The sequence below is a fragment of the Pseudomonas sp. Arb-4-2C genome, from assembly GCF_055755015.1.
Map to the genome: position 1 here is coordinate 227,215 of NZ_CM146899.1, position 13,989 is coordinate 241,203.

The 13,989-nt window shown below is 61.4% G+C and carries 9 protein-coding genes; all 9 read left to right on the forward strand.

Features of this window, described 5'->3' with window-relative positions; all coding sequences use genetic code 11:
• The first annotated feature begins 230 nt into the window (after window positions 1-230).
• The 9 genes from rpsF to AC0J41_RS00995 all read left to right on the forward strand — a co-directional run bounded on the left by rpsF (window position 231) and on the right by AC0J41_RS00995 (window position 13,966).
• Complete coding sequence (gene rpsF, locus AC0J41_RS00955) at window positions 231-653, forward strand: 30S ribosomal protein S6 (protein ID WP_025111846.1); 423 nt, start codon at window positions 231-233, stop codon at window positions 651-653.
• 28 nt (window positions 654-681) lie between these two features.
• On the forward strand, window positions 682-912 hold the full coding sequence (rpsR, locus tag AC0J41_RS00960) for a 30S ribosomal protein S18 (protein ID WP_002551829.1): 231 nt from the start codon (window positions 682-684) through the stop codon (window positions 910-912).
• Between the two features lie 36 nt (window positions 913-948).
• On the forward strand, window positions 949-1,842 hold the full coding sequence (locus AC0J41_RS00965) for a hypothetical protein (protein WP_025111845.1): 894 nt from the start codon (window positions 949-951) through the stop codon (window positions 1,840-1,842).
• Between the two features lie 19 nt (window positions 1,843-1,861).
• Window positions 1,862-2,308 (forward strand): 50S ribosomal protein L9, encoded by a 447-nt coding sequence (gene rplI, locus AC0J41_RS00970; protein WP_003221136.1) that lies wholly within the window; start codon window positions 1,862-1,864, stop codon window positions 2,306-2,308.
• A 120-nt stretch (window positions 2,309-2,428) separates the two neighbouring features.
• A complete protein-coding gene (gene dnaB, locus AC0J41_RS00975) occupies window positions 2,429-3,826 on the forward strand; it encodes a replicative DNA helicase (RefSeq protein ID WP_025111844.1) in 1,398 nt (465 codons plus the stop codon).
• A 192-nt stretch (window positions 3,827-4,018) separates the two neighbouring features.
• Entirely contained in the window at window positions 4,019-6,322 is a 2,304-nt protein-coding gene (locus AC0J41_RS00980) for a YgiQ family radical SAM protein (protein WP_473014318.1), read from the forward strand.
• A gap of 900 nt (window positions 6,323-7,222) precedes the next feature.
• Window positions 7,223-10,498, forward strand: coding sequence for a transglutaminase family protein (locus tag AC0J41_RS00985; protein ID WP_473014319.1), 3,276 nt, complete (start codon window positions 7,223-7,225; stop codon window positions 10,496-10,498).
• Window positions 10,499-10,586: 88 nt separating this feature from the next.
• Window positions 10,587-13,073, forward strand: coding sequence for a circularly permuted type 2 ATP-grasp protein (locus tag AC0J41_RS00990; RefSeq protein ID WP_025111841.1), 2,487 nt, complete (start codon window positions 10,587-10,589; stop codon window positions 13,071-13,073).
• Window positions 13,073-13,966, forward strand: coding sequence for a transglutaminase family protein (locus tag AC0J41_RS00995; protein WP_473014320.1), 894 nt, complete (start codon window positions 13,073-13,075; stop codon window positions 13,964-13,966). The genes AC0J41_RS00990 and AC0J41_RS00995 overlap by 1 nt, the downstream gene beginning before the upstream one ends.
• Window positions 13,967-13,989 lie beyond the last annotated feature (23 nt).

Genomic DNA, 13,989 nt, shown 5'->3' on the forward strand with positions numbered 1-13,989 from the left:
AATGTTGGCTGATGTATCGCATTCGCGAGCAAGTCCGCTCCCACAGTGCTTTTCGGTGATTGTTCAAATAATCACCAATTGCCTTGCACCTCTTCTGTCCCTTCTCTACAATTGCGCCCCTTGCTGTGACGGCAGGCACGCATGTGCCCCGCGCCAGCAAGTCCATAAGTGTCATTCACTCCTTGTCTGACCGTTTTTGAGCGGCAGGCTACAACCCGTAAGGAGCATTCATGCGTCATTACGAAATCATCTTTCTGGTCCACCCTGACCAGAGCGAGCAAGTCGGCGGCATGGTTGAGCGTTACACCAAGCTGATCGAAGAAGACGGCGGCAAAATCCACCGTCTGGAAGATTGGGGCCGTCGTCAACTGGCCTACGCAATCAACAATGTTCACAAGGCTCACTACGTGATGCTGAACGTTGAGTGCACTGGCAAGGCCCTGGCCGAGCTGGAAGACAACTTCCGCTACAACGATGCTGTGATCCGTAACCTGGTCATCCGTCGCGACGAAGCCGTTACCGGCCAGTCCGAGATGCTCAAGGCTGAAGAAAACCGCAGTGAGCGCCGTGAGCGTCGCGACCGTCCTGAGCACGAAGGCGCTGATAGCGTTGATAGTGATGACAGCGACAACAGCGATAACGCTGACGAGTAATCCACGGACCTTTTAAGGAGCCTATCAAATGGCACGTTTCTTCCGTCGTCGTAAATTCTGCCGCTTCACCGCTGAAGACGTGAAAGAGATCGATTACAAAGATCTCAACACTCTGAAAGCCTACGTATCCGAGACCGGCAAAATCGTTCCAAGCCGCATCACCGGTACCAAAGCTCGTTATCAGCGTCAGCTGGCCACCGCTATCAAGCGCGCCCGCTTCCTGGCCCTGCTGGCCTACACCGACAGCCACGGCCGCTGAGACCGGGCAGTCGACAAGTAGCAAAGGATTGAATGCATGCGTGCCTTAGCTGAGTTCATCATGCGCGGCCGCATGCAGGCCACTCTTGTAGTGGCTGGATGTGCAACATTGCCGTTGTTGTATTGGTTGGGTGCTGCCGCCGGGAGCCTGGTGCTTCTGCGGCGCGGATTGACGGACGCCCTTGGCGTCCTGTCCCTGGGGCTGCTGCCGGCTTTGATCTGGTGGCTGTATGCCGATGATCCACGGGCACTTCTGGTGCTGCTGGGGTCTTCGGGGCTTGCGTTGGTGTTGCGCGCAAGCGAATCCTGGGTCCGCACGCTGCTGGTCAGCGTAGTGATCGGAGTGGTGTTTTCAGTGGTGCTCGGGGCGGCGTTTGCGGCCCAGATCGAGATGCTCGCGCAGGCCTTGATAAAGGTCATGCCGGCGCTTCTTGGTGAAACCTACAAGCAATTGTCGGTGGATGAGCAAGCGCGTTTCGCGTCCCTGATTGCACCGGTCCTGACCGGACTGATTGCGGCCCTGTTGCAGATCGTCAGCGTGCTGAGCCTGATTATCGGGCGTCATTGGCAGGCGTTGTTGTACAACCCGGGTGGTTTTGGTCGCGAGTTTCGCGCCATCCGGATCCCGCTGGGGCCGGCGATGTTGCTGCTGGCGTTGATGCTTCTGGGCCCGAATCTCGGTGCACAGATGGCCATGTTGACGCCGTTGTGCAGTGTACCGCTGGTGTTCGCCGGACTGGCCCTGATTCACGGGCTGGTCGGGCAGAAGCGACTGGCCGGTTTCTGGCTGGTGGGGTTGTACGTCACGCTGTTGCTGTTCATGCAGCTGATCTATCCGTTGCTCGTGGTTCTGGCCATTGTCGACAGCCTGATTGATTTTCGCGGTCGTCACGTGTCGAAAGACACCGATAACGCGAACGGTGAAGGTTAAAAGTTAAGAGGATTTCCACATGCAACTGATCCTTCTGGAAAAAATCGCCAACCTGGGCAACCTGGGCGACAAAGTAAACGTTAAGGCCGGTTACGGCCGTAACTACCTGCTGCCTTTCGGCAAAGCTACCGCTGCGACCGCTGCCAACCTGGCTGCTTTCGAAGAGCGTCGTGCTGAGCTGGAAAAAGCTGCCGCAGACCGTAAAGCATCGGCTGAAAGCCGTGCTGCCCAACTGGCCGAGCTGGAAGTGACCATCACTGCCACCGCTGGCGACGAAGGCAAGCTGTTCGGTTCGATCGGTACTCACGACATCGCTGACGCACTGACCGCTTCCGGCGTTGAAGTGCAGAAGAGCGAAGTTCGTCTGCCGAACGGCACCATCCGCAACGTGGGTGAATTCGACGTGGCTGTGCACCTGCACGCCGAAGTTGAAGCCACCGTACGCGTTGTCGTGGTAGCAGCTTAAGCAACACTTGTCGGCTGGCACCCTCGGGTGCTTGCCGGTAACATCGGGCACGATCCTGTTTACAGGTCGTGCCCTTTGTCTTTCTGGTACTCCCGTTTTCAACCCTGACTCCAAGTGGCCATGAACGAAATCTCCGCTCCCGAGCAATACGATCTGCAAACCGCCGCGCTGAAAGTGCCGCCGCATTCCATCGAGGCCGAACAGGCTGTACTCGGTGGTCTGATGCTGGACAACAACGCCTGGGAGCGCGTGCTCGATCAAGTCTCCGACGGCGATTTCTACCGGCATGACCACCGTTTGATCTTCCGTGCGATCGCCAAACTGGCCGATCAGAACATGCCGATCGACGTCGTGACCCTTGCCGAGCAATTGGACAAGGAAGGTCAGACGTCCCAGGTCGGCGGCCTCGGTTACCTGGGCGAACTGGCGAAGAACACGCCGTCGGTCGCCAACATCAAGGCCTACGCGCAGATCGTCCGCCAGCGTGCGACGTTGCGCCAGTTGATCGGCATCAGCACCGAAATCGCCGATGCGGCCTTCAACCCTGAAGGTCGTACCGCCGAAGAGATCCTCGACGAAGCCGAACGGCAGATCTTCCAGATCGCCGAGGCGCGGCCAAAAACTGGCGGCCCGGTGGGCGTCAACGAACTGTTGACCAAGGCCATCGATCGCATCGACACCTTGTTCAACACGGCTGACGCAATCACCGGCCTGTCCACCGGCTACACCGACCTCGACGAGAAGACCAGCGGCCTGCAACCGTCCGACCTGATCATCGTCGCCGGCCGTCCATCGATGGGTAAAACCACCTTCGCGATGAACCTGGTGGAAAACGCCGTACTGCGTAGCGAGAAGGCGGTGCTGGTGTATTCCCTCGAGATGCCAGGCGAATCGCTGATCATGCGTATGCTCTCGTCCCTGGGCCGTATCGACCAGACCAAGGTGCGTTCCGGCCAGCTGGAAGACGACGACTGGCCGCGCCTGACCTCGGCGGTCAACCTGCTCAACGACCGCAAGCTGTTCATCGATGACACCGCGGGCATCAGCCCCTCGGAAATGCGTGCGCGGACCCGGCGTCTGGTGCGTGAGCACGGTGATGTCGGCCTGATCATGATCGACTACCTGCAGCTGATGCAGATCCCTGGTTCCAGCGGTGACAACCGGACCAACGAGATTTCCGAGATCTCGCGATCCCTGAAAGCCCTGGCGAAGGAATTCAACTGCCCGGTGGTGGCGCTTTCGCAGCTCAACCGCTCCCTGGAACAACGTCCCAACAAGCGCCCGGTGAACTCCGACTTGCGGGAATCCGGAGCGATCGAGCAGGACGCCGACGTCATCATGTTCGTGTACCGGGACGAGGTCTATCACCCGGAAACCGAGCACAAGGGCATCGCCGAAATCATCATCGGCAAGCAGCGGAACGGTCCGATCGGCTTTATTCGCCTGGCCTTTATCGGTAAATACACCCGCTTCGAAAACCTCGCGCCGGGCAGTTACAACTTCGACGACGATGAGTAAATTCTTCATCGTTTGAGCTGACGCCTTCGCGAGCAAGCCCGCTCCCACACTTGGAATGCATTCAAATGTGTGTGCGGGCTTGCTCGCGAAGGGGCGTGGCGTAATTTCCGACCACAGCCGTCGGAATTGGTCAAAATTTGTGCTATATTCCGCGCCCGCGAAATTCAATGAAAGCCAACACCGGTTATCGACATGCAAGCAGCCAAGCCGTTATTTGACTATCCAAAGTACTGGGCCGAATGTTTCGGGCCAGCGCCGTTCCTGCCGATGAGCAGGGAGGAGATGGATCAGCTCGGCTGGGATTCCTGCGACATCATCATCGTCACCGGTGATGCTTACGTCGATCACCCGTCGTTCGGCATGGCGATCATCGGCCGGCTGCTGGAGTCCCAGGGCTTCCGCGTCGGGATCATTGCCCAGCCGAACTGGCAGTCCAAAGACGACTTCATGAAGCTCGGCGAGCCGAACCTGTTCTTCGGCGTCGCGGCCGGCAACATGGACTCGATGATCAACCGCTACACCGCGGACAAGAAAATCCGCTCCGACGACGCCTATACCCCGGGTGGCATGGCCGGCAAACGTCCGGATCGCGCGAGCCTGGTCTATAGCCAGCGTTGCAAGGAAGCGTACAAGCATGTGCCGATCGTACTCGGTGGCATCGAAGCGTCCCTGCGCCGTATCGCTCACTACGACTACTGGCAGGATCGCGTGCGCAACTCGATCCTGATCGACGCCAGCGCCGACATCCTGCTGTACGGCAACGCCGAGCGGGCGATTGTCGAAGTCGCGCAGCGTCTGTCCTACGGGCACAAGATCGAAGACATCACCGACGTGCGCGGCACCGCGTTCATCCGTCGTGACACGCCGCAAGGCTGGTACGAAGTCGATTCCACGCGTATCGACCGTCCGGGCAAGGTCAACAAGATCATCAACCCGTACGTGAACACCCAAGACACCCAGGCCTGCGCCATCGAGCAAGAAAAGGGCCCTGTGGATGATCCCGAGGAAGCCAAGGTCGTACAGATCCTGGCCAGCCCGAAGATGACCCGCGACAAGACCGTGATCCGCCTGCCGTCGATGGAAAAGGTGCGTAACGACCCGGTCCTGTACGCCCACGCCAACCGCGTGTTGCACCTGGAGACCAACCCGGGCAACGCCCGTGCGCTGGTGCAGAAACATGGCGAAATCGACGTCTGGTTCAACCCGCCGCCGATTCCGATGACCACTGAAGAAATGGACTACGTGTTCGGCATGCCTTACGCGCGGGTTCCGCACCCGGCGTACGGCAAGGAAAAGATCCCGGCCTACGACATGATCCGTTTCTCGGTGAACATCATGCGTGGCTGCTTCGGCGGTTGCACCTTCTGCTCGATCACCGAGCACGAAGGCCGGATCATCCAGAACCGTTCCGAAGAGTCGATCATTCGCGAAATCGAAGAGATCCGCGACAAGGTGCCAGGCTTCACCGGCGTCATCTCCGACCTCGGCGGCCCGACCGCGAACATGTACCGCATCGCCTGCAAGACACCGGAAATCGAATCCGCGTGCCGCAAGCCGTCCTGCGTGTTCCCGGGGATCTGCCCGAACCTGAACACCGACCACTCGTCGCTGATTCAGCTGTACCGCAGCGCCCGTGCCTTGCCGGGTGTGAAGAAGATCCTGATCGCTTCCGGGTTGCGTTACGACCTCGCGGTCGAGTCGCCGGAGTACGTCAAGGAGCTGGTGACCCACCACGTCGGCGGGTACCTGAAGATCGCCCCGGAACACACCGAGGAAGGTCCGCTCAACCAGATGATGAAACCGGGCATCGGCAGCTATGACAAGTTCAAGCGCATGTTCGAGAAGTACACCAAGGAAGCGGGCAAAGAGCAGTACCTGATTCCGTACTTCATCGCCGCCCACCCGGGCACCACCGACGAAGACATGATGAACCTGGCGCTATGGCTCAAGGGCAACGGCTTCCGTGCCGACCAGGTGCAGGCGTTCTACCCGTCGCCAATGGCTACCGCCACAGCGATGTACCACTCGGGCAAGAACCCGCTGCGCAAGGTCACGTACAAGAGCGACGGCGTCACCATCGTCAAGAGCGAAGACCAGCGTCGCCTGCACAAGGCGTTCCTGCGTTATCACGATCCGAAAGGCTGGCCGATGCTGCGCGAAGCGCTGATTCGCATGGGCCGTGGTGATCTGATCGGGCCGGGCAAGGATCAACTGATCCCGGCCCATCAGCCAGCGACCGACAGCTACCAGAGCGCCCGTCGCAAGAACTCGACACCGGCCGGCAGCCACAAGGTCGCGAAAGAGAAGACCACCAAGATTCTCACCCAGCACAACGGCCTGCCGCCGCGTGCCAGTGACGGTGGCAACCCTTGGGACAAGCGTGAACAGGCCAAGGCGGCGGCGTTCGCCCGCAACCAGCAGGCGGCCAAGGAACGCAAGGATGCCGCGAAAGGCAAAGGGCCGAAACCGACCCGCAAGCCAGTGGTACCGCGCTAAGTCGCTTTTCAGCTCAACAGAACGCCAACCTTCGGGTTGGCGTTCTGCATTTCAGGGTTCAAGAAGTGCGCTGAAACGACTGACCCCTTCGCGAGCAAGCCCGCTCCCACATTTGGAATACGGTCTCCTGTGGGAGCCAGTGGCTGCGTCAAGTCGCTTTTTAGCCAACCTTCGGGTTGGCGTTTTGCATTTCAGGGTTCAAGAAATGTGCTGAAACGACCGGCCCCTTCGCGAGCAAGCCCGCTGCCACATTTGGAATACGGTCTCCTGTGAGGGCCAGTGGTCCCGCGCCAAGTCGCTTTTTAGCCAACCTTCGGGTTGGCGTTTTGCATTTCAGGGTTCAAGAAATGTGCTGAAACGACTGGCCCCTTCGCGAGCAAGCCCGCTCCCACATTTGGGATACGGTCTCCTGTGGGAGCCAGTGGCTGCGTCAAGTCGCTTTTTAACCAACCTTTGGGTTGGCGTTCTGCATTTCAGGGTTCAAGAAATGTGCTGAAACGACTGGCCCCTTCGCGAGCAAGCCCGCTGCCACATTTGGAATACGGTCTCCTGTGAGGGCCAGTGGTCCCGCGCCAAGTCGCTTTTTAGCCAACCTTCGGGTTGGCGTTTTGCATTTCAGGGTTCAATAAGTGTGCTGAAACGACTGGCCTTCGCGAGCAAGCCCGCTGCCACATTTGTAATACGGTCTCCTGTGGGAGCGGGCTTGCTCGCGAAGGCGTCCTCTCAGGCGCCGCATCAACAAATGCCGCCACATTTAGGCGCAACTTCGCTAAACCATTTCCCCGCATCGCCCGATTTTGGTGCTGTACTGCCCTGAGCATTCCGGGAAAGCGCCCAAGCCCCTGCATGGCATAAGTCTTGCGCGCTTTCGAATACGCTTAGGCTCGCAGGAGGCACGCCGTGTCGATTCATGTCGCATTGCATCACGTCACGCATTACCGCTACGACCGTGCTGTCGAACTCGGTCCGCAGATCGTTCGCCTGCGCCCGGCTGCCCACAGCCGCACGCGGATACTGTCGTATGCGCTGAAAGTCTCGCCCGAGCAGCATTTCATCAACTGGCAGCAGGACCCGCAGGGCAACTACCTCGCGCGTCTGGTCTTCCCCGAGAAAACCGACGAACTGCGCATCGAGGTTGATCTGCTGGCCGAAATGGCTGTGTTCAACCCGTTCGACTTCTTCCTCGAACCCTACGCCGAGACAATCCCCTTCGCCTACGCGGTCGATGAACGCAAGGAACTGGCGCCGTACCTCGAAACCCTGCCGCTGACCCCGGCGTTCAAAGCCTATCTGGACGGCATCGATCGCACGCCGCTGCCCGCCGTGGATTTCCTGGTGATGCTCAACCAGCGCCTCAGCGAAGACATCCGCTACCTGATCCGCATGGAGCCGGGTGTGCAGACCCCGGAGCACACCCTCGAACACGCCTCCGGCTCCTGCCGCGATTCGGCGTGGCTGTTGGTGCAGTTGCTGCGTAATCTCGGGTTGGCCGCACGGTTTGTCTCCGGTTATCTGATTCAACTCACCGCCGACGTGAAAAGCCTCGACGGCCCGTCCGGCACCGAAGTCGACTTCACCGACCTGCACGCCTGGTGCGAGGTGTACTTGCCCGGTGCCGGCTGGATCGGTCTGGATGCCACGTCCGGATTGTTCGCCGGTGAAGGGCATATCCCGTTGGCCTGTAGTCCCGATCCGTCCTCGGCAGCGCCGATCAGCGGCTTGGTCGAGCCGTGCGAATGCCAGTTCAGCCACGAGATGTCGGTGGAGCGGATCTGGGAAGCGCCACGGGTGACCAAGCCCTACACCGACGAGCAGTGGCAGGCGATTCAAGCGCTGGGCCGACAGATCGATGCCGATCTGCTGCAAGGCGATGTTCGCCTGACCATGGGCGGCGAACCGACCTTTGTCTCCATCGACGACCCTGACGGCGCCGAGTGGAACACCGCCGCGCTAGGCCCGGACAAGCGCCGGCTCTCCGCCGAACTGTTTCAGCGCATGCGCAAGCATTACGCGCCCAAAGGCCTGGTGCATTTCGGTCAGGGCAAGTGGTACCCGGGCGAGCAATTGCCGCGCTGGTCGCTGAACTGTTACTGGCGCCGGGACGGCGTGCCGATCTGGCACAACAATGCGCTGATCGCCGACGAACAGCAGGATTACGGCGCCGACGGCGTGCTGGCCGGGCGTTTTCTGGCGAGTGTCGCCGAGCGCCTGAAGTTGCCCGCCCGCTTTGTGTTTGCGGCCTACGAAGACAACTTCTATTACCTCTGGCGCGAGGGCGCGCTGCCGAGCAACGTCAGTGCCGAAGACTCACGACTGGAAGAACCGCTGGAGCGCGCGCGTCTGCGCAAAGTCTTCAGTCAGGGCCTGGATAAAGTGATCGGCCAGGTGCTGCCGCTGGCGCGCACCGCCAAGGGCGATCAATGGCAGAGCGGGCGCTGGTATCTGCGTGACGAGCATTGCCGACTGGTGCCGGGAGACTCGCCGCTGGGTTATCGCCTGCCGCTCGGTTCGCAGCCATGGGTGAAGGCCGCCGAGTATCCGTTCATTCATCCCAACGATCCGAATCAGGACTTCCCGCCGCTACCGGATGCGGCCCAGCTCAACAGCCACGGCGAGGCGGCCCCGGCGCAGGAGCGCGCAGCGAAAGTCGACGAGTCCGCCGACTGGCTGACTCGCACCGCATTCTGTGCCGAGGCGCGCGAAGGGCGTCTGTATCTGTTCATGCCGCCGCTGGAGCGTGTCGAGGATTATCTGGAACTGGTGGCGGCTATCGAAGCCACCGCCGAAGAGCTGCATTGCCCGGTGCTTCTGGAAGGTTATGAGCCGCCGAGTGATCCGCGCCTGAGCAACTTCCGTATCACTCCGGATCCGGGCGTGATCGAGGTCAACGTGCAGCCGTCCGCGTCTTGGGACGAATTGGTCGAGCGCACCGAGTTTCTCTATGAAGAGGCACGGCAAACCCGCCTGACCACCGAAAAATTCATGATCGACGGGCGTCACACCGGCACTGGCGGCGGCAACCATTTCGTCCTCGGTGGCGCGACCCCGGCGGACTCGCCGTTCCTGCGCCGCCCGGATCTGTTGCGCAGTCTGATCAGCTATTGGCATAACCACCCGTCGTTGTCCTACCTGTTTTCCGGCTTGTTCATCGGCCCGACCTCGCAGGCGCCACGGGTCGACGAGGCGCGCAACGACGCCTTGTACGAACTGGAAATCGCCTTCGCGCAGATGCCGCAAGTGGGCGAAGAATGCCCGCCTTGGCTGGTGGATCGGTTGCTGCGCAATTTACTGATCGACGTCACTGGCAACACTCACCGTGCCGAGTTCTGCATCGACAAACTGTATTCGCCGGACGGTGCCACCGGGCGCCTCGGTCTGCTGGAGTTGCGCGCGTTTGAAATGCCGCCGCATGCACGCATGAGTCTGGCTCAGCAGTTGTTGCTGCGGGCGCTGGTTGCGCGATTCTGGCGTGAACCGTATGCGCCGCCAAAACTGGCGCGCTGGGGCACCGAACTGCACGACCGGTTCATGCTGCCGCACTTCATCGAGCAGGATTTTGCCGACGTCATCGTCGAACTCAACAGTGCCGGTTATCCATTGCGCGCCGAGTGGTTCGCCGCGCATCTGGAGTTCCGTTTCCCCAAGGTCGGCGATTGGGCGGTCAATGGCATCGAACTGGAACTGCGCCAGGCGCTGGAGCCTTGGCATGTGCTGGGCGAGGAGGGCACGGCGGGCGGCACGGTGCGCTATGTCGATTCGTCGCTGGAGCGTCTGCAGATCAAACTCAACGGGCTGCCGCCACAACGTTACCTGCTGACCTGCAACGGCGTCCCGGTGCCGCTGCAGCCGACCGGGCGCATCGGCGAGTTTGTTGCCGGTGTGCGCTTTCGGGCCTGGCAACCGGCCAACTGCCTGCAACCGACCATCCCGGTGCACGCGCCGCTGGTGTTCGACCTGCTCGACACCTGGATGCAGCGCTCGCAGGGCGGCTGTCAATACCACGTGGCGCACCCGGGCGGGCGCAACTACGAGACGCTGCCGGTCAATGCCAACGAAGCGGAGAGCCGGCGCATGGCGCGATTTTTCCGCATCGGCCACACGCCAGGGAAACTTCCGATACCGAACCTGACAATCTCCGACGAGCTGCCAATGACGCTCGATTTGCGACGTTTCTGAGTCCTGCACGACATGCGGATTTTTCGTATATCCGCGTGTCATGCGCCTGCGTTAGTCTGACCGTTCCTTGCTGTCTGCCGAGCTTTCCATGCCTGACCTGCTAGACCGCTACCCGCGCACTGCGGGCACTTACCACGAACTGCTGGATGACAGCGGGGAGGTGCGCGCGCATTGGCGGCGGCTGTTTGATCAGTTACAGCGCAGCAGCCCGGCGCAACTGGTGCAGCGTCAGGCGTTGCTGGCGCGGCAGATCCAGGAAAACGGCGTCACCTATAACGTTTATGCCGATCCGAAAGGCGCGGATCGGCCGTGGGAGCTGGACCTGCTGCCGCACGTGATCGCCGCTGACGAGTGGCAGCATCTGTCAGCCGGGATTGCCCAGCGTGCGCGCCTGCTCAATGCCGTGCTGGCCGATCTGTATGGCCCGCAGCGGTTGATCAGCGAAGGACTGTTGCCGGCGGAACTGGTCTTTGGCCACAACAACTTTCTTTGGCCCTGCCAGGGCATTGCGCCGCCGGAAGAGGCCTTTCTGCATCTGTACGCCGTGGACCTGGCGCGCACGCCAGACGGTCGCTGGTGGGTCACCGCGGATCGCACCCAAGCGCCTTCGGGAGCGGGTTATGCGCTGGAAAACCGTACGATCGTGTCCCGCGCCTTTCCCGAGTTGTACCGCGACTTGAAGGTGCAACATCTGGCCGGATTCTTCCGCACGTTGCAGGAAACCCTCGCGCGTCAGGCACCGAGCGACGATGACGCACCGCTGGTGGTGCTGCTGACGCCCGGACGCTTCAACGAAAGCTATTTCGAACACCTGTATCTGGCGCGCCAGCTCGGTTATCCACTGGTGGAGGGCGGCGACCTGACGGTGCGCGACGCCACGGTGTACCTGAAAACCCTCAGTGGCTTGCGTCGGGTGCACGCGATCATGCGCCGTCTGGACGATGACTTCTGCGATCCGCTGGAGCTGCGCACCGACTCGGCACTTGGCGTTCCCGGTCTGCTTGAGGCGGTGCGCCAAGGGCGCGTGCTGGTCGCCAATGCACTGGGCAGCGGCGTGCTGGAGTCTCCGGGACTGCTCGGGTTTCTGCCGAAGATCAATCAGTACCTGTTCGGCGAAGAGCTGATCCTGCCATCCATCGCCACCTGGTGGTGCGGTGAGCCACCGGTGCTGGCGCAGGCGCTGGAAAAACTGCCGGAGCTGCTGATCAAACCGGCGTTCCCCTCACAAAGTTTTGCGCCGGTGTTCGGCCGGGATCTGAGTGAGCAACAGCGTCAGGCGCTCGCCGAACGCATGCAGGCCCGGCCTTATGCCTACGTGGCGCAAGAGCTGGCGCAGCTGTCACAGGCACCGATCTGGCAAGCCGTGGACGGCCAGTTGCAACCGCGGGCCATCGGCATGCGCATGTACGCCGTGGCCAGTCGCGATGGTTATCGCGTGTTGCCCGGCGGCCTGACCCGGGTGGCCGCCGAGGCCGATGCCGAAGTGGTGTCGATGCAGCGCGGCGGGGCGAGCAAGGACACCTGGGTGTTGGGCGAGCGCCCGCCCAGTGGCGAGCAGTGGAAGACTCAACGCAACGTCGGCGTGCACGATCTGGTACGTCGCGACCCGTACCTGCCGTCACGGGTGGTGGAGAATCTGTTCTGGTTCGGCCGCTATTGCGAGCGTTGTGACGACAGTGCGCGATTGCTGCGGATCATGCTTGCGCGGTATGTCGATGGCGACGATCCGCAAGCCTTGCAGGCGGCGGTCGAACTGGGTGAACGCCTGATGTTGCTGCCGGAGGAGGGCGAGCTGCCGGAGCGCCTGCTGGCGGCGTTGCTCGGCGAAGACTGGTCATTCAGCCTGCGCTCCAATCTGCAACGCCTGCAGTGGGCGGCCTCGCAGGTGCGCGGCAAACTCTCGCGGGAAAACTGGCAGGCTCTGGTGGAGTTGCAGCGCGAAGCCATGGAGCTGGACACTGACGAGCCGGACTTCGGCGAGCTGCTGGATTTTCTCAACCGTTTGGTGATGTCACTGGCGGCGCTGTCCGGTTTTGCCCTGGACGACATGACCCGCGACGAAGGCTGGCGCTTCCTGATGATCGGCCGGCGCATCGAGCGCCTGCAGTTCCTCAGCAGCAGCCTTGCGGCGTTCCTGCGCGGTAGCGCCGCGTTCGATCAGGCGGGGCTGGAGTGGCTGCTGGAACTGGGCAACAGTAGCATCACTTACCGTTCCCGTTATCTGGCGGTGGCGCAGTTGATTCCGGTGCTCGACTTGTTGCTGCTCGACGAACAGAACCCGCATGCGGTGTTGTTCCAGTTGAAACTGGTGACCCGCACGCTGAAGCGCTTGAACGATGATTTTGGCGTGCCCCGCGAGGCCGGGCTGCCGCAACTGGTCGAGCGGCTGGCACGCTTTGATCTGGGTTGCCTGGAAAATTCGCTGTTCGGCGAGTCCAGCGTGCGCGCCGCACTCGATGGTCTGGCGGGCTTGTTGCAAGACATCGCCGAGGCCAGCGGGCAAGTCTCGGATCGTCTGGCCCTGCGTCACTTTGCCCATGTCGATGATGTCAGTCAGCGCACGGTGTCCGTCTGATGAGCGTGCATTACCAGATCTTCCACGACACCTGTTATCACTACGACAGTCCGGTGTCGCTGGCGCAGCAATTGGCGCACCTGTGGCCCCGTGAATGCACATGGCAGCGCTGCACCGAACAGCAATTGCTGATCAGTCCGGAGCCGACGAGCCGGCGCGATGAACTCGATGTCTTCGGCAACCCGCTGACCCGTCTGGCGTTCGAGCGACCGCACGACGAGTTGCAGGTCAACGCACGGCTCACCGTTGAAGTGCTGGCGCGGCCGCTGGCGGACTTCAGTCTCTCCCCGGCGTGGGAGCAGACGCGCAATGCGCTGACCTACAGCAGCCAGCCGTTGTCGGCCCCGATGCTGGAGGCTTGTCGTTATCGCTTTCAGTCACCCTACGTGCACCTGAAGCGCAGCTTTGTCGAGTTCTCTGAAAGCTGCTTCCCGCCGGGCCGGCCCTTGATGCTCGGCGTGCAAGCCTTGATGCAGAAGATTTTCAGCGAGTTCACCTTCGATGCCGAGGCCACTCAGGTGGCGACGCCGCTGGTGGAGGTGCTGGAGCGTCGGCGTGGCGTGTGTCAGGACTTCGCCCATCTGATGCTCGCCTGCGTGCGCTCGCGGGGGCTGGCAGCGCGTTACATCAGCGGCTATTTGCTGACCCAGCCACCGCCGGGGCAGCCGCGGCTGATCGGCGCCGATGCGTCGCATGCCTGGGTGTCGGTGTTCTGTCCGGTGTTGGGCTGGGTGGATTTTGATCCGACCAACAATGTGCAGCCGGCGCTGGAGCACATCACCCTGGCGTGGGGCCGGGACTTTTCTGATGTGTCGCCGTTGCGGGGGGTGATTCTGGGGGGCGGCAGTCACGACCCGGAAGTGCGGGTCACCGTAATGCCACTGGAGGAGTGAAGATCAAATGTGGGAGCGGGCTT

Bases quoted from the DNA above. Each gene is read 5' to 3' on its own strand.
- rpsF (WP_025111846.1), top strand. From the start codon at position 231: ATGCGTCATTACGAAATCATCTTTCTGGTCCACCCTGACCAGAGCGAG.
- rpsR (WP_002551829.1), top strand. From the start codon at position 682: ATGGCACGTTTCTTCCGTCGTCGTAAATTCTGCCGCTTCACCGCTGAA.
- AC0J41_RS00965 (WP_025111845.1), top strand. From the start codon at position 949: ATGCGTGCCTTAGCTGAGTTCATCATGCGCGGCCGCATGCAGGCCACT.
- rplI (WP_003221136.1), top strand. From the start codon at position 1,862: ATGCAACTGATCCTTCTGGAAAAAATCGCCAACCTGGGCAACCTGGGC.
- dnaB (WP_025111844.1), top strand. From the start codon at position 2,429: ATGAACGAAATCTCCGCTCCCGAGCAATACGATCTGCAAACCGCCGCG.
- AC0J41_RS00980 (WP_473014318.1), top strand. From the start codon at position 4,019: ATGCAAGCAGCCAAGCCGTTATTTGACTATCCAAAGTACTGGGCCGAA.
- AC0J41_RS00990 (WP_025111841.1), top strand. From the start codon at position 10,587: ATGCCTGACCTGCTAGACCGCTACCCGCGCACTGCGGGCACTTACCAC.
- AC0J41_RS00995 (WP_473014320.1), top strand. From the start codon at position 13,073: ATGAGCGTGCATTACCAGATCTTCCACGACACCTGTTATCACTACGAC.